We start from the raw sequence: 14,712 nt of genomic DNA, 5'->3' as shown, positions 1-14,712 counted from the left end.
GCAGTTCAGAAAAATCCGTATTGCGCCAATCCGGCGCAAGCTACAGCGCCGCGCACCGGGTTTCCGATGCGCACAGCGCGTTGTAGAACATAGGTTGCGCTTCGTTCTTTCCGAAAGCCATTCCGGCTTGAGGGCCGAAGCGCGGGAAGCAGGACGGACGACATGAAGAAAATTGTCTTGGCAGCGATGCTGGGGCTGGCGGCGATGGCGGGCCCTGCTGGGGCCTTCTCATTTCCGAAACTCTTCCAGGGCGAGCAAAGCGTTCCGCAACAGCCGCAGGCCGAACAACGGCCTGTGATCCTCGCGCAGGGCGGCGATGCCGTCCGGACGCAGCAGCTTCAGGAAGAGGTACGGCAGCTTAACGGCCGTATCGAGGAAATGAGTTATCAGCTCCTGCAGATGCAGGAACAACTGCGCAAAACGCAGGAAGATAACGAATTCCGTTTCCAGGACCTGGAAAAGAAGAAGAGAAGCGACTTGGGCGACACGGGCGGGCAACCGGCCGTGGCGTCCAACCGCCCTTCGTCTTCGGCTTCCTCCGGCGAACCCTCCCCACCTGCCGCGCAAGGCGCCGACGACGTGGCTCGCATCATTGGTGAGCCTTCCAGCCCATCCGCGACCACAGGCAACCGCGCCGCACCAGCGCCAACAACGCTTGGCTCGATGAATCTCGACACGAGCGGAAATACTGTCGGTGCGTCCCGCAACGACAATGCCCGCAATTCGGCCGGTCTTCCCGGTGTTGCTTCCGGCTCGTCGCGCAGCGGTGGGTCGCAGGATCCGCAGCAGACGGCCTCGCTCGGCAGTGAGGGCGACAGCTACAAGATCGCCTATGACCATGTTCTTTCCGGCGACTACCCGCTCGCCGAGAAAGAATTCTCCAGCTACCTTGCCAGCTACCCGAAGAGCTCACGGGCCGCAGACGCCAATTTCTGGCTCGGCGAAGCGCAGTTCTCGCAGGCGAAATATGCCGATGCGGCAAAGACCTTTCTCAACGCGCACCAGACCTACGGCAAGTCCGCCAAGGCGCCGGAAATGCTGCTGAAGCTCGGCATGTCGCTTGCGGCTCTCGACAACAAGGATACGGCCTGCGCAACGCTTCGCGAGGTTCCCAAGCGCTATCCGAATGCGCAGCGCGCCGTGCTTGGCAAGGTGACGACCGAGCAGAAGCGGCTGTCCTGCTGATCCCGCGGCGGTGACCACCCCGGATCCATCCCCGCAGTCAGCGGTTCGTGAATTTCTCGCCGGTCTTTCAAGGCCGGCGAAACTGCTTGTGGGGATCTCCGGCGGCAGTGATTCGACCGGGCTTCTGCTCGCGCTTCAGGAGGCGCTGGCCACTGACCCGGAAGGCGGGATCGAACTTGCCGCCGCAACGATCGATCATTCGCTGCGGGCCGAATCAGGCGCGGAGTCCGGCGCGGTGGCATTTCTTTGCGCACGCATGGGCATCCCCCACACGATCCGCCGCTGGGACGGCGACAAACCAACGACCGGCATTCCGGCTGCTGCACGAGAAGCTCGCTACCGGCTGCTGATGGAGATCGCTGACGAGATCGCAGCTACCGCCATCCTCACGGGCCATACGCTGGATGACCAGATCGAAACGGTGGCGATGCGCGCAGTGCGCAACGGCACGAAGGGCAAGCTCGGTCTGGCGGGCATGGCAGGTGCCGTCCTGCTCGACAGACGGCGCTGGCTGCTGCGACCGTTTCTGTCTGTGCGTCGCTCAGCGATCCGGGATTTTCTTGCAGCGGGAGGCGAGGGCTGGATCGACGACCCGAGCAACCTCGACAGCCATTACGAGAGGGTCAGAACTCGAAATGCTCTGACGGGCATCGAAACGGTGACGATGGACGAGATCGCTGCGGCCGGCGCTTCGCGAACGCGTCTGTCCCGCCATGCGGCGGAACTGGCCCGCGAGCAGCTGACCATCAGCCATGGGGTTCTGGCTTATCTTCCGGTCGAAGCATTGGGCGGCGATCCACTGGCTCGGGACCATCTGCTCGGACATCTCATCGCGCTCCTGGGCGGACGGGAACACGTTCCTTCGACCGAGACGATGACACGGGTCGCGGCATTTTTGGATGGCCGGCAGCTCGGCCGAATGTCTGCAGGGCGGGTCATCTTCGATCTGCGTCGGGATGGGCTGTATCTTTACCGGGAAAGCCGCAATCTGAACCCTGTTCGCATCGCGGCGGGGGCGGTGAAGGTCTGGGATGGCCGATACCGCGTCCACAACCCAACCAATAGCGAAATCGTGATCGGGCCGACCATTCCCGATCGCACGCTGGCGGGCTCACTTTTCCCGAATGCGCCCGGGTCGGTCGCGATGCGGGCCATGGCGGCAATGCCACAGGTGCAAACACTCGAAACTGGCCTGCTGCACGCGATTGACATGCACCCGGTCCTGGGGACGTTCGAACGCTTCCTGTCGCAGTTCGAGCTCGAAATTGCAGCCCAGTTCGCCGATTTGGTCGGATGCGACGATATACCCCCGCTTCCGGTTAAGCTTTCCCAGCGGAAAAGCTAGGCGTCCGTGCCGGTTCGCCTTGGCAATGCCAAAGCTCAACCCTATGTTAGGTTCCAAGAAGGGCGGTCGCCATGATGTGACCGTTGGCATACTGGGGAGTTCGATGAACCCAAATTTTCGCAATTTTGCCCTCTGGGCCATTATAGCCCTGCTGCTGATCGCTTTGTTCAGCATGTTCCAGACGGCGCCGTCGCAGACGTCCTCGCGCGAAATTCCGTATTCGCAGTTCCTGCGTGACGTGGATTCCGGCCGCGTTCGCGACGTCGTCGTGACCGGCAATCGTGTCCTCGGCACCTATACCGAGAACGGCACCAACTTCCAGACCTACTCCCCGGTCATCGATGACAGCCTGATGGAGCGTCTTCAGTCGAAGAACGTCTCGATCATGGCTCGCCCCGAGACAGACGGATCGTCTGGCTTCCTGAGCTATATCGGCACGCTGTTGCCGATGCTGCTGATCCTCGGTGTCTGGCTGTTCTTCATGCGTCAGATGCAGGGTGGCTCACGCGGTGCGATGGGCTTCGGCAAGTCGAAGGCGAAGCTTCTGACCGAAGCGCATGGTCGCGTCACGTTTGAGGACGTTGCCGGCGTCGACGAAGCCAAGGCTGACCTCGAGGAAATCGTCGAATTCCTGCGCGATCCGCAAAAGTTTCAGCGTCTCGGCGGTCGTATCCCGCGCGGCGTGCTGCTTGTCGGCCCTCCGGGCACAGGTAAGACGCTGCTCGCCCGTTCGGTGGCAGGTGAAGCCAACGTGCCGTTCTTTACGATCTCCGGTTCGGACTTCGTGGAGATGTTCGTTGGTGTCGGCGCATCCCGCGTGCGCGACATGTTCGAGCAGGCCAAGAAGAATGCGCCCTGCATCATCTTCATCGACGAAATCGACGCCGTCGGCCGTCACCGTGGCGCAGGCCTCGGCGGTGGTAACGACGAACGCGAGCAGACGCTGAACCAGCTTCTGGTCGAGATGGACGGCTTTGAGGCGAACGAGGGTATCATCCTCATCGCCGCGACCAACCGTCCCGACGTTCTCGATCCCGCTCTTCTGCGTCCAGGCCGTTTCGACCGTCAGGTCGTCGTGCCGAACCCTGACATCGTCGGTCGCGAACGCATCCTCAAGGTGCATGCACGCAACGTGCCGCTCGCTCCGAATGTGGATCTCAAGGTTCTTGCCCGCGGTACGCCCGGTTTCTCCGGTGCCGACCTCATGAACCTTGTCAACGAATCTGCCCTGATGGCAGCGCGCCGTAACAAGCGCCTTGTCACCATGCAGGAATTCGAAGACGCCAAGGACAAGATCATGATGGGCGCCGAGCGTCGCTCGTCCGCCATGACCGAAGCCGAAAAGAAGCTCACCGCCTATCACGAAGCCGGTCATGCGATCACCGCCCTCAAGGTGGCCGTTGCCGATCCGCTGCACAAGGCGACCATTATTCCGCGCGGCCGTGCGCTCGGCATGGTCATGCAGTTGCCGGAAGGCGACCGCTATTCGATGAGCTACAAGTGGATGGTATCGCGCCTGACCATCATGATGGGTGGCCGCGTTGCTGAAGAACTGACATTCGGCAAGGAAAATATCACGTCGGGTGCATCCTCGGATATCGAGCAGGCGACAAAGCTTGCCCGCGCCATGGTCACCCAGTGGGGCTTCTCCGACATTCTCGGTCAGGTCGCCTATGGTGAGAACCAGCAGGAAGTGTTCCTCGGCCATTCGGTTTCGCAGTCGAAGAACGTCTCCGAATCGACGGCCCAGAAGATCGACAGCGAAGTTCGCCGCCTGATCGACGAAGCCTATACGGAAGCGCGCCACATCCTGACTGAATACCACGATCAGTTCGTGGCCATCGCTGAGGGCCTTCTCGAGTACGAAACCCTTTCGGGTGACGAAATCAGAGCGCTGATTCTCGGCCAGAAGCCGTCGCGTGACCTTGGCGACGATTCGACGCCAAGCCGTGGTTCGGCTGTGCCGAGCGCCGGTGCAAAGAAGGACGAGCCGAAGGGCGATGCGCCCGAAGGCGGTCTTGAACCGCAGCCGCACTGATCTCTACTGCATCAAACCTATTAAAGCCGCTGCGGAAACTTCCGCGGCGGCTTTTGCTTATAGATCTTAGCGGGCCTGGTTCGGTAACGGGATATAAGCGATTTTGACGGTAATTTAGGTGCCAACGCAGACGAACTGTGGCATGAGCCGATCTTGGACGGCAGTGCCGCCGATCCGCTCGGGCATGTTGCACATACAGACATAACCGGGCGAAGACCGCGCTTTTGAAAGCGCGTGTACCAGGGAGCTTACATGACACGCCGCTATTTTGGGACTGATGGCATCCGCGGGCATTCCAACGTTTATCCGATGACGCCAGATCTTGCGATGCGCGTCGGTATTGCCGTCGGAACGATTTTTCGCAACGGAACGCACCGCCACCGCGTGGTGATCGGCAAGGATACCCGTCTTTCCGGCTACATGCTGGAAAATGCCATGGTCGCGGGCTTTACCGCAGCCGGCCTCGACGTGTTTTTGCTTGGCCCGATCCCGACTCCCGCCGTTGCCATGCTGACGCGCTCGCTGCGTGCGGATGTCGGCGTGATGATTTCCGCTTCACACAACCCGTTCGAGGATAACGGCATCAAGCTGTTCGGCCCCGACGGCTACAAGCTTTCCGATGAGCTGGAAATGCGGATCGAGGATCTGCTCGACAGCGACCTCCATTCGCAGCTGGCAAAATCGGCCGATATCGGTCGCGCCAAGCGCGTCGAGGGCGATATCTACCGTTATATCGAACAGGCCAAGCGCACGCTCCCGCGTGACGTGACGCTGCACGGTCTTCGGGTCGCGATCGATTGCGCCAATGGTGCCGCCTACAAGGTCGCGCCGCTGGCTCTGTGGGAGCTCGGCGCCGAAGTGGTCACGATCGGCAACGAGCCGAACGGCACCAACATCAATCTCGATTGCGGCTCAACCAGCCCGGCGGCGCTGCAGCGCAAGGTCCACGAGACGCGCTCCGATATCGGCATTGCGCTCGACGGCGACGCGGACCGTGTCATCATCGTCGACGAGAATGGCGATATCATCGATGGCGACCAGCTGATGGCGGTCATCGGCGAAAGCTGGGCGGAAGACGACAAGCTGACCGGCGGCGGCATTGTCGCGACCGTCATGTCCAATCTCGGGCTCGAGCGCTTCATGGAGAAGAAAGGCCTGACGCTTGCGCGCACCAAGGTCGGCGACCGGTACGTGGTCGAGCACATGCGCAATCACGATTTCAACGTGGGTGGCGAACAGTCCGGTCATATCGTGCTGTCGGATTTCGGCACCACCGGTGACGGTCTTGTCGCAGCCTTGCAGATTCTTGCCCGCGTCAAGCGGCTCGATCGCCCGGTGAGCGAAGTCTGCCGCCGGTTCGAGCCAGTGCCGCAGCTTTTGAAAAACGTGCGCTTTGCGGGTGGCAAGCCGCTGGAAAACGCCGTCGTTCGTCAGGCGATCGCGGATGCGGAAGCCGAGCTTGCCACCAAGGGCCGACTCGTCATCCGCCCATCGGGCACCGAGCCGCTGATCCGTGTCATGGCTGAAGGCGACGACCGGGCCCAGGTCGAGCGCATCGTCGGCGATCTCGTTACGGTGATTGCCAACGCCAGACCGGAAGCGGCCTGACGGATCGTTCGGATCTAGCCTCTCCCGGCTATGACGGGAGAGGGATGGGCCACGACCTTGTGGCCGTTCGCTGGTTACGGCCGCCACTGCCTGAACTTGCCGTCCAGTGCGCCGTCGAGGTAGAAGGCGGCGCTGATCAGGGCGAGGTGGGTGAAGGCCTGCGGGAAGTTGCCGAGGAACTCACCGCGCGGATCGAATTCTTCCGCATAGAGCTGCAGGTGATTGCCGAACAGGAGCAGCTTTTCCATGTTGATCTCGGCTTCCGCCAGGCGACCGGCGCGGGCGAGGCACTCCACATACCAGAATGAACAGGCGGCGAAGAAGCCTTCATCGCCGTCCAGGCCGTCCTTGCGCTTGTAGCGCATGACGAGCGCATCATCGGCAAGTTCGTTGCCGATTGCATCGAGCGTCGCCAGCCAGGCCGGGTCGGTGGCACTGATGAAGCGCACGAGCGGCATCATCAGCATGGACGCGTCGAGATCACTGCCGCCCTTGGCATGAACGAAGTGCCCGAGATCGGCATTCCAGAAGTTTGCCCAGATGTCGTCGCTGATGGCATTGCGTGCCTCGACCCAGCGTCCGAACGGAGCTGTTAGCGACCGCTTCTGAGCCAGCCGGATGGCGCGATCGACAGCGACCCAGCACATGAGCCGGGAATGCAGATGTTCCTGCGGCTCGCTGCGGATTTCCCAGATGCCGGCATCGGCGTCCTGCCAGATGTCGCAGACATGGTCGACGATGCGCCGGACAGCATTCCAGTTGTCGTGGGAGATCGCCTCGCCGTATTTGTTGCTTATATAGACCGAATCGAGAAGCTCGCCGTAGATGTCGAGCTGGATCTGTTCGGCGGCATTGTTGCCGACGCGGATGGGTTTGGCACCGCCATAGCCCGAGAGGTGGTCGAGTTCCTGTTCGGTGTCGACGCGACTGCCATCGAGATTGTACATGATCTGTATTTCCCCACCTGGCGACCGGTCCGTCCTGTCGACGAGCCAATGGGAAAATGCGTTCGCTTCGTCCTGATAGCCAAGGCGCATCAGCGCGTAGATCGTGAAGGAGGCATCCCGGATCCAGGTCGCACGGTAATCCCAGTTTCGCGGGCCGCCCGGAGCTTCGGGCAAACCGAATGTGCCCGCTGCGGCGATGGAACCGTTCTTTTGCGAGGTCAAAAGCTTGAGCGCCAGTGCCGAGCGGGTGACGGAGGAGCGCCAGCGACCGGTATAGGTCGAGCGTTTTGCCCAGCCCTGCCAGTATTCTATGGCGTCCGCGATTGCAGCGCTGACAGCGTCCTTGTCCCAGACGTCGCCGTCGTTTCCGTCCAGAACAAAGTCGGCCGTCTCTCCGGCTTTCAATGAAAACGTGGCGCTGACACCGCCGTCTTCCTTTTCGAAGGTCACCGGGCCCGAGAGGCGAAGGGTGAAATCACCGCAGCGGAACGTTGACACGCCGCCGTCGACCGTGATCTCGGGCACCTTGCGCGCATAGTCGAAGCGCGGCCAGCAACGCAGCGAAAACGTCATCTCGCCGCGGGTGACTTCAACCCGGCGGATCAGGTTCTCCACCCCGTCCTCGGTTTTTGGCACCGGCATCAGATCGACCACTTCGGCGCTCTGGTGCTGTCCGAGCCAGCGGGTGAGGAGGACGTTGGTCTCGGGGATATACATCTGCAGACGACGGGCATCGTCGATGTCAGGCGAAAGCTCGAACGCGCCGCCCTTTTCCGGATCGAGGAGTGCGGCGAAGATGCTGGGACTGTCCAGATCCGGCCAGCAGAGAAAATCGATCGCACCATCGCGCGCAACCAGCGCCAGGGTTCTCAGATTGCCGACCGCACCATGTTCGGCGATCGGTCGCGGCACGTCGGCGTGGACCGCCAATGATTTCCCAGTATCGGTATTCAGTTGTGTCAAAACCTGACCCTTTCCTATGCAGAACGGACAACTCCGAAGCAGCAGATCGGTTCGCCGATAACGTCTTGGCTCGCCAAGAAGTTACCCCTGATTTTTTAGGGATCGAACTTCGAGATGGTGCGTTCTCTTTCCCGCAAGGACGGGATGGAAGAGATGCAGCACGTGAAAATCGAAGCTGTCCGCAGGGCAGCGGTCAAACTTGTCGCAAGGCATGAGCAGGAAAAACTGAGGACTGCGCTCGCCGACCATCTTCGATCCGTGGCCGAGCTGAAACGCAAAGCCAAAGCGGACCGGGAAGGCTGACCGACGCGAGTGGGCGGCAGGCGAGGGCGTCATTCACGAAAAATTCGCCGATAATTTTTTAGAATTCACTTATATAATGTGAACATGTCGTTAAGAGCAGTGTGCTGTTAACCGCAAATCTTCACGAATATAACCTTGCTGGGGTTATAGTTAATCAGCATTTAACCTTTTTTCTTCATTCTTCATTGTCAAAGAGGTGGCCGGGCGTCGTGCCTGCCATTGACGCGACAAGCTTGGAGATGAGCCATGAAGAAGTGCCTAGCAGCCACGATGGCGTTCTTGCTGACGACCACCGTTGCCTATTCCGCGGATGTCTATCAGCCGCAGCCGGAAGCCTTTCAGGATGCACCGGAAGTGACCGTTCAGGAGTCGACCGGGTGGTACCTGCGCGGCGACGTCGGTTATTCCTTCAACAAGCTGCGCGGCGCCAAGTTCTTTCAGGGCGGCAGCTCGGCAAGCGAAACGGATTTCCGGTCGACGGATATCGACGACAGCTTCACGTTCGGCGGTGGTGTCGGTTACCAGATCAACAACTACCTTCGCTCGGACGTGACTTTCGACTACCTGACGAAGAGCGACTTTGAAGGGTCGACAAGCGGCAGCTGCGGCGTGGCGGCGGACTGCATCTCCAAGGATCGTGCATCGATGAGGGCCTATAGCCTTCTCGCCAACGTTTATGTCGATCTCGGCACATACGCCTATTTCACGCCCTATGTCGGCGCCGGTATCGGTGCGACCTACGTGAAATGGGACAAGCTGCGCAACACGTCCTGCGCCACCGGAAACCCGGCGCTGTGCGATGATTCGGTTGAACACGGCGGCAAGGGCTCGTGGCGCGCGACCGGTGCCCTGATGGCTGGCGCGACCATCGACGTGACCTGCAACGTCAAGGCCGATGTCGGCTACCGCTTCCGCTATGTCGACGGCGGCGACATGTTCGGTTACGCCTCGAATGGTGGTCCGGGCCGCGACAAGGGCTTCTACAGCCACGAAGCACGCCTTGGCGCTCGCTACGTCTTCGGCGGCTGCGCGACACCCGTCGCCTACGAGCCGGAACCGGCTCCGCTGGTCTATAAGTAAGCTTTATCTCGACCTCGAGAAAAAAGGGTCGCCTTCCGGGCGGCCTTTTGTCGTTTGCCTGTCTCGGACGATGACCGGTTGCCTCTGCCCTTTCATCTCACTGGTACACTAAGAGCGTCACGAGGAGGCGCGCTAGAGCCAGATCGCGGCGTCAACTGTCTAGGCGACCAATCCAGGGCTTTCAGGGAAGTCTGATCGACGGTCAGTCATCGAACGGACCGTCGATCCTGTGTCTGTCGATTATGCGCAGGCTACGATCAGGTTCGATGACGTAAGTTTCGCTGATCCGTTCACCGAACTGATTGCGAAATTCATGGGGTATCCTGCTGCCCACCGGTGCGTTTTTCAGCCGCGTGTGAGGCTGCCCTTTGTATGTGATGCTCCCGGGGATGGGGGAAAGGTCGACCTGTGATGTCGAGCAGGCCGTGAGGAGGCCTGCTGCAGCCAGTACAAGAAAGCGTTTCATGGTCTGCTCCTGGATCTGTAGGTAAGCTGTCAAACAGCCTGGGCGGAGAAAAGTTTCCTGACAGGCTGCGGGCTTCAGGCTCATATTGCTGAAGACGCACTGACGTTGCAGGGCTGCACGCCATTTCGACAGTATTGGCGCAATAGTCTTTTGAACTTTGCAAGGGTGATCAGTCGGGGGATCGGCATATCAAACATATGCTAGCAGACCGATCCCGGTCTTGTGCTACTCCGGCTCCATCAGCGCGATCTTGCTAGCCGCACTCTCCAGAAACCCATTTCCACTTGCGCTTTTCTCATCTTTCCACTATCCACGGCTGCGGGACACTCCTCCCCAACGAGGGTACAAGTCTTTCCCGCTAACCCTTTGTTTTCCCATTTGTTTGCATTGACACAACGGCTCCCGGTGTCACTGGTGTGTCAGTCAGCCGATCCGCGAGGGTATCGTCGCTCATCGCGTGACCGTATGTCTCGAAGACGTGCTGCGCAGACTTCCACCCGCCAAGCTTCGAAACTGTGATCGGATCGACGCCCTTGTGCAAGAGCGAGGTCGCGAACCCATGCCGGCAGCAATGGAAGCTGTAGAACGGAATGCCCGCGCGCTTGCAAGCCTTCATCCATTGAGGGTTGGCTGTGCTTCGCGTCGAATATTTGAAGACCTTTGACCCACGTTCCCGATCACTCTCGATATTCGCGATTGCTGCGATGAGCGCGGCCGGCAGATGAGCGTTGCGCTCGTCTCCGATCTTCGTCTGCCGGATTTTCGCGCGGCGCTTGACGAGATCCACATCCTCCCAACGAAGATTTATGGCCTCGCTCACTCTGGCGCCGGTCAAGAACATGAAACAGCAGAGCGCCGCCAGGTGCGGGTTCGATGCGGCCATGAAGGCCTGCACCCATTCCCATGTCACCGGCGTCTTGATCTTGTAGTTCTCTGGGAATCGCTCAACCTTCAGCGGGCTGCATAGATCGAGCGAGGCGGCATGATTGATCACTGCCTGCGTCGGCACGATCACATGACGATTCCGCGTTGCCCCTGTCGCCTTCGGGTAAAGCGCCATTGCGGCTTTACGCACGGCCCCTGAGGTGATCGATTTGACGAGCGTGTCCTTCCAATAGTCCTCGACCATTGAAAGGAAACGGTGCGATCGTTCGGCCAGCCGGTAGTGGGCAGCCGCGTCGGAAAATCTCAGGATGGCTTCGGGGCCATCGAAATCACCTTTCCAGTGCTTTTCCTCGAGCTGGCTGATAAATCGCTCTGCGATTGCTTTCTTCGCAGTTCCAGTAGACCCGCGTAGCCTTTGCCCGTTGATAGAGCCACGGTAGTGGTAGATTTTACCGCCGGGGCGCTTGTAGAGGGTGAGGGGCATGGCCTGCTGGCCTCCATGATCGCATCAAAGTCTTGTTGGGTGAGCACCATACGATTGCCCAAAATTCGGCAAGCGCCAAGCTCTCGTGCCAGTTCGCGCAAGGTGCGCTCGCTGCAGCCTATGTGTTCGGCCACTTGCTCGGGGGTGAATACCGTTGGCAAACCCGTCATCATCTCCCCACGCTTTCTGTGTTCGGACCCAGCGCCCTCGTTTGCGGCGCTGGTGGGTGAGCGTAAAGCGGACGGTATTCCGCCTCTGTGCGTCGGTCAGCAAAAGGTCGAGGACCATCAGGGGCGTGATACCACTCTCCACCAGTGGCCCGGGGATGCCGCCACTGCCATGCAACCGGCTCCACATGCGCCTCGGGCTCTGGGTTGCCCGATCCACCCCCTTCTGGAATAGCCGCTCCGGCTGCTTCAGAAACAGGGGTGGTTTCTGACATAGCGCGCGCATGTTCTCGCTGGCGGGAAACACGGCTGTCTTCGATGCCGAAGCTTCCCGGCTGGACATCACGTCGGCGCACAGCCTCGTGTCGTTTGATGACCGCATAGATTTCCTCGATAACGCTGGCGTCCTCCATCGCACCGTCAAAGACCTCGTCGACGATCAGGCCCATAAGCTCGCGGCTCATGCCAGGCGCTGGGGTATCCGACTGCTTGTTCTGTTCGGTCATGGGGATTCCTCGCGGTATAGCTGGGGACGGGGAAGGGGTGGCATGCCCTTGTTCGGGACGCCGCGATCGGACTTGTCGGGTTTGGCGAAGCCGGCACCCTGGAGAGTTTTGGCTGGCTTCAGCTTGATTCCGCGCGCCTTGTCCTGCATGCGGACGGTCTTTGCGGCCATCGGGATATCGTGCTTCGCCGTCTTGTGCTTGTGGCAGGGGATGCAGACTGCAGCGCAGTTCGCCAGCGAGTTATCCTTACTGTTGGCATCGAGGACGATGTGATCGAACTCCACGCCCTTGGCGAGATCCGCGTTGCAACGTTTGCCAGGCTCAAGGCCGTACATCGCGCCCGTCGCCTCGCATTTGTAGCCGGATCTTGCGAACGCCTCGCGCTGCGTCTTTTTGGTGAATTCACGGCGAGCCATTGATAAAATCCTCCACGTCGATCTGCGGGTTTTTGCGACGACGCGTTATCCTGGCATTCGCTGCATGGTGCTTTGCGTCCCACCGGAGGTGGCAGCGCTGGCATAGCGCGCGGCAACGATCTGGATCCGAATGGCTCTCGTCGTGATCCATATGCGCGATAGTGAGGACCACTTTGCTGCCGGTGACCGGGTGCGGCTGCTTGTTCTCCGCGCGGCAGTCTGGGTGCATGGGAGTGCCTTCACAGCGGTTCCCGGCTCTCTCGAGAAGTGACGCGCGAAAAGCTTTCCACTCTTTCGAGTGCGTTCCGCCTCCGAGATACAGGGCCTTTCGTTCAGCGCGGATCGGCATCAGATACCCCTCACCAGTTCAGCAAGCGTCCTAAGCAACGACTTGTGCTGCTCGATCGGCATAGGCACCGGCCCCGGTACTGGATCGGGGATAGGTGCTGCCAGGCGATCGTCATTCGCGGAGACGAGCTCGACACCCCACTTGCTTGCGAATCTGCGCCGCTTCGCATCGTTCAAAGGCGCAAACGGGTCCGGCTTCTTCTCCGGGGCGCGACGGGTGTATGATTTGACGGGGATTTTACCACTCATCTTTCACACCCTTCAGGATGGCATTTTCTGGCCAGATCGTTACCGTCTCGCCGTGAGCCATCGCTTCGCGGACAAGCCAAACGATATCTTCGTCGGTCTGGAATGGAGTATGGGTGCGGCATAGATGGCCGTCCGCATCGCGCGTCTCAGCCTGCCAACCAAGCTTGCGGATTTCGTCGCTGGTCTGCAGGTTGACGGGGTTCGGGTTATTCATGCTGCCCTCCGATAGGCCAGAGTGAACGGAAGCCGATCGGACAGCACCCACATGTGATACATGTCGGCCTCATCGATCAGCTCTGACGCCGGCGGCATGACCTGCACGGCTGTCGCTTCTTCCCCGCAGATGTCGTTCTTGATGCGCTGCAGGTCGCGCCACGGCGGCTCGAGCTGCGAGGCGGTGCGAATGGCGAGATGCTTCATGCGGTTGCCCTGCTCGTCAGTGAACGGCCGGATCAGCACCACATAGAGATTGTTCGCCTGAGCGTGGCGCACCTCTTTGCACCAACCACTGCCGCCGGGGATTCCGTCAGGAAGATTGGTGATGCGCCAGAGGCCCCAATCACCCTTCAATCCTTTGCGCTCCAATGCGCGTCCGGCGAGACGTTGCTGACGATTGCTCATAGCTCTGCCCTCGCTGCTGCAAGGCATTTCACCCACAAGAGCGGCGTGATCGCGTCCATGTCATTGTCGCGGACCAGAACCTCAAAGGCCTGTCCCTCGTCGCACTCGTGATCCATCATGATCTCGATGATGCGCTCCTCGGCAAGATCGATGTCATAGCGGTGACCGGACTTGATCAGGTCGCTGACAGTTGTGCAGTCGACGCACACGACTTCCTCGCCGATCGCCCGACCGCCATCCTCGGCATAGGCTTCACTGTCGCAGCGCGTGCACGAATAGCCAAAGCCCGCTCTGATCCAGTGGTGCCCCTTGATCTCGTCAGGTCGGAGACCGTCCATAATAGGCGCGCGCGAGACTCCCAGTTCCATTTGCGCGAGCTCGGCATCCAGTTCGACGTCGGTCATGGTCATGGTCATCGTCAGGGCGATCTCTTCGTCATTGCCGTGGCCGTGATAACGGAGAAGCTGACGGATCACGTCGCGCTTTGTGTCGCCGATGAAGGGTTTCCAGTCGAACTCGCCCCAGTGCCCGCCGACCCACGTCGGGGTGGCCGGCTGAGCCGCTGATACGGCTGGCACAGTGCTGGCGATCGAGGGTAAGGCTGGCGCGATAGCGAGCGCCGCCGTGCTGGCGAGAAATATGCGACGGCTGATCATCATGCCACTCTCCAATCATTCGCGCCATCATGGAAGCCGCCACGGATCGTCTCGGTGAGATGGATTCCGTTCGTGTCGCAGAAGGCAATTGCATAGGTTATGAGGCTCGCGGCGCGACCGACCGACATGCGGGCGGTACTCTCGCGAATGTTGACGAACTCGTTTTCGAGGCCGGGAATGATCTCGACCTCGCCGGCTGTCGCAACGGTATGCCCGGAGACGAGCAAGACCTTCCAAGCTTCGGCATCCCGGCGCTTTCCAGCCCACGTCATCTGCGAGCTGGCTATGTCGGTGCAGATCGCATGAAACTTTGCGTTCTGGTCTCCGCTGCGCGTCTTCGGCCCGATGCTGATCGCGCTGCCTTCGTCGGCAGCAGCAACAGCGGCGAGGGCGTTCGCGCGCACCTTGTCGTTGATGAGGATGAACCGTTGGCGCTGGGTCATGG

General features: G+C 60.3%; 17 protein-coding genes. 7 read left to right on the top strand and 10 right to left on the bottom strand.

Annotated features, from left to right (window positions below; all coding sequences use genetic code 11):
* The first annotated feature begins 162 nt into the window (after positions 1-162).
* The 4 genes from ybgF (at position 163) to glmM (ending at position 6,176) form a co-directional block, all read left to right on the top strand.
* Positions 163-1,185 carry a tol-pal system protein YbgF gene (gene ybgF / locus J3A65_RS14025; RefSeq protein WP_062582428.1) on the top strand — a complete coding sequence of 341 codons (1,023 nt, stop codon included), beginning with the start codon at positions 163-165 and terminating at the stop codon, positions 1,183-1,185.
* Between the two features lie 10 nt (positions 1,186-1,195).
* Positions 1,196-2,530 (top strand): tRNA lysidine(34) synthetase TilS, encoded by a 1,335-nt coding sequence (tilS, locus tag J3A65_RS14020; RefSeq protein ID WP_209901795.1) that lies wholly within the window; start codon positions 1,196-1,198, stop codon positions 2,528-2,530.
* A 103-nt stretch (positions 2,531-2,633) separates the two neighbouring features.
* The gene (ftsH, locus tag J3A65_RS14015) at positions 2,634-4,568 is read left to right on the top strand and encodes an ATP-dependent zinc metalloprotease FtsH (RefSeq protein WP_062461836.1); all 1,935 of its coding nucleotides are present in this window, start codon (positions 2,634-2,636) and stop codon (positions 4,566-4,568) included.
* 252 nt (positions 4,569-4,820) lie between these two features.
* Positions 4,821-6,176 (top strand): phosphoglucosamine mutase, encoded by a 1,356-nt coding sequence (gene glmM / locus J3A65_RS14010; RefSeq protein ID WP_092659907.1) that lies wholly within the window; start codon positions 4,821-4,823, stop codon positions 6,174-6,176.
* Positions 6,177-6,250: 74 nt separating this feature from the next.
* Here the strand turns inward: glmM and J3A65_RS14005 are convergent, their stop codons facing one another.
* Positions 6,251-8,086, bottom strand: coding sequence for a glycoside hydrolase family 15 protein (locus tag J3A65_RS14005; protein ID WP_209901793.1), 1,836 nt, complete (start codon positions 8,084-8,086; stop codon positions 6,251-6,253).
* A 114-nt stretch (positions 8,087-8,200) separates the two neighbouring features.
* On the opposite strand from J3A65_RS14005, the gene J3A65_RS14000 reads away from it, so the two are divergent.
* Positions 8,201-8,389, top strand: coding sequence for a hypothetical protein (locus J3A65_RS14000; RefSeq protein WP_062460731.1), 189 nt, complete (start codon positions 8,201-8,203; stop codon positions 8,387-8,389).
* A 246-nt stretch (positions 8,390-8,635) separates the two neighbouring features.
* Complete coding sequence (locus tag J3A65_RS13995; protein ID WP_062460728.1) at positions 8,636-9,469, top strand: outer membrane protein; 834 nt, start codon at positions 8,636-8,638, stop codon at positions 9,467-9,469.
* 202 nt (positions 9,470-9,671) lie between these two features.
* On the opposite strand, the gene J3A65_RS13990 is transcribed toward J3A65_RS13995, so the two are convergent.
* From J3A65_RS13990 to J3A65_RS13975, 4 genes are all read right to left on the bottom strand, one after another.
* Positions 9,672-9,935, bottom strand: a complete 264-nt coding sequence (locus J3A65_RS13990) for a hypothetical protein (protein ID WP_062461833.1) — start codon at positions 9,933-9,935, stop codon at positions 9,672-9,674.
* Between the two features lie 358 nt (positions 9,936-10,293).
* Positions 10,294-11,304, bottom strand: a complete 1,011-nt coding sequence (locus J3A65_RS13985) for a site-specific integrase (protein ID WP_209901791.1) — start codon at positions 11,302-11,304, stop codon at positions 10,294-10,296.
* Between the two features lie 169 nt (positions 11,305-11,473).
* The gene (locus tag J3A65_RS13980; RefSeq protein WP_209901789.1) at positions 11,474-11,977 is read right to left on the bottom strand and encodes a hypothetical protein; all 504 of its coding nucleotides are present in this window, start codon (positions 11,975-11,977) and stop codon (positions 11,474-11,476) included.
* Positions 11,974-12,393, bottom strand: a complete 420-nt coding sequence (locus tag J3A65_RS13975) for an HNH endonuclease signature motif containing protein (protein WP_209901787.1) — start codon at positions 12,391-12,393, stop codon at positions 11,974-11,976. Before J3A65_RS13975 ends, J3A65_RS13980 begins: the two co-directional genes overlap by 4 nt.
* Positions 12,394-12,523: 130 nt before the next feature.
* Between J3A65_RS13975 and J3A65_RS13970 the strand changes: the two genes are divergently transcribed.
* Positions 12,524-12,664, top strand: a complete 141-nt coding sequence (locus J3A65_RS13970; RefSeq protein WP_209901785.1) for a hypothetical protein — start codon at positions 12,524-12,526, stop codon at positions 12,662-12,664.
* A 77-nt stretch (positions 12,665-12,741) separates the two neighbouring features.
* Here the strand turns inward: J3A65_RS13970 and J3A65_RS13965 are convergent, their stop codons facing one another.
* Genes J3A65_RS13965 through J3A65_RS13945 form a run of 5 tightly spaced genes read right to left on the bottom strand, consistent with a single transcriptional unit; the run spans position 12,742 to position 14,710 of the window.
* Positions 12,742-12,990, bottom strand: coding sequence for a hypothetical protein (locus tag J3A65_RS13965; protein ID WP_209901783.1), 249 nt, complete (start codon positions 12,988-12,990; stop codon positions 12,742-12,744).
* Complete coding sequence (locus J3A65_RS13960) at positions 12,980-13,204, bottom strand: hypothetical protein (protein ID WP_209901781.1); 225 nt, start codon at positions 13,202-13,204, stop codon at positions 12,980-12,982. Before J3A65_RS13960 ends, J3A65_RS13965 begins: the two co-directional genes overlap by 11 nt.
* Entirely contained in the window at positions 13,201-13,611 is a 411-nt protein-coding gene (locus J3A65_RS13955; protein WP_209901779.1) for a hypothetical protein, read from the bottom strand. The genes J3A65_RS13960 and J3A65_RS13955 overlap by 4 nt, the downstream gene beginning before the upstream one ends.
* Positions 13,608-14,270 carry a hypothetical protein gene (locus J3A65_RS13950; RefSeq protein WP_209901777.1) on the bottom strand — a complete coding sequence of 221 codons (663 nt, stop codon included), beginning with the start codon at positions 14,268-14,270 and terminating at the stop codon, positions 13,608-13,610. The genes J3A65_RS13955 and J3A65_RS13950 overlap by 4 nt, the downstream gene beginning before the upstream one ends.
* The gene (locus J3A65_RS13945) at positions 14,267-14,710 is read right to left on the bottom strand and encodes a recombination protein NinB (protein ID WP_209901775.1); all 444 of its coding nucleotides are present in this window, start codon (positions 14,708-14,710) and stop codon (positions 14,267-14,269) included. The genes J3A65_RS13950 and J3A65_RS13945 overlap by 4 nt, the downstream gene beginning before the upstream one ends.
* Between the last annotated feature and the right edge of the window lie 2 nt (positions 14,711-14,712).

Origin of the sequence: Rhizobium sp. PvP014 (assembly GCF_017876855.1) — a bacterium.
In the GTDB taxonomy this organism is placed as follows: Bacteria; Pseudomonadota; Alphaproteobacteria; order Rhizobiales; family Rhizobiaceae; genus Neorhizobium; species Neorhizobium soli.
This window is presented reverse-complemented; position numbering and strand designations above follow the sequence as displayed.

Coding starts and splice junctions, on each gene's coding strand:
- J3A65_RS14000 (WP_062460731.1), top strand. CDS start 8,201: ATGGTGCGTTCTCTTTCCCGCAAGGACGGGATGGAAGAGATGCAGCAC.
- J3A65_RS13985 (WP_209901791.1), bottom strand. CDS start 11,304: ATGCCCCTCACCCTCTACAAGCGCCCCGGCGGTAAAATCTACCACTAC.
- J3A65_RS13960 (WP_209901781.1), bottom strand. CDS start 13,204: ATGAATAACCCGAACCCCGTCAACCTGCAGACCAGCGACGAAATCCGC.
- J3A65_RS13945 (WP_209901775.1), bottom strand. CDS start 14,710: ATGACCCAGCGCCAACGGTTCATCCTCATCAACGACAAGGTGCGCGCG.
- ybgF (WP_062582428.1), top strand. CDS start 163: ATGAAGAAAATTGTCTTGGCAGCGATGCTGGGGCTGGCGGCGATGGCG.
- ftsH (WP_062461836.1), top strand. CDS start 2,634: ATGAACCCAAATTTTCGCAATTTTGCCCTCTGGGCCATTATAGCCCTG.
- J3A65_RS13950 (WP_209901777.1), bottom strand. CDS start 14,270: ATGATGATCAGCCGTCGCATATTTCTCGCCAGCACGGCGGCGCTCGCT.
- J3A65_RS13975 (WP_209901787.1), bottom strand. CDS start 12,393: ATGGCTCGCCGTGAATTCACCAAAAAGACGCAGCGCGAGGCGTTCGCA.
- J3A65_RS13980 (WP_209901789.1), bottom strand. CDS start 11,977: ATGACCGAACAGAACAAGCAGTCGGATACCCCAGCGCCTGGCATGAGC.
- J3A65_RS13990 (WP_062461833.1), bottom strand. CDS start 9,935: ATGAAACGCTTTCTTGTACTGGCTGCAGCAGGCCTCCTCACGGCCTGC.
- J3A65_RS13995 (WP_062460728.1), top strand. CDS start 8,636: ATGAAGAAGTGCCTAGCAGCCACGATGGCGTTCTTGCTGACGACCACC.
- J3A65_RS13965 (WP_209901783.1), bottom strand. CDS start 12,990: ATGAGTGGTAAAATCCCCGTCAAATCATACACCCGTCGCGCCCCGGAG.
- J3A65_RS13970 (WP_209901785.1), top strand. CDS start 12,524: ATGGCTCTCGTCGTGATCCATATGCGCGATAGTGAGGACCACTTTGCT.
- J3A65_RS13955 (WP_209901779.1), bottom strand. CDS start 13,611: ATGAGCAATCGTCAGCAACGTCTCGCCGGACGCGCATTGGAGCGCAAA.
- glmM (WP_092659907.1), top strand. CDS start 4,821: ATGACACGCCGCTATTTTGGGACTGATGGCATCCGCGGGCATTCCAAC.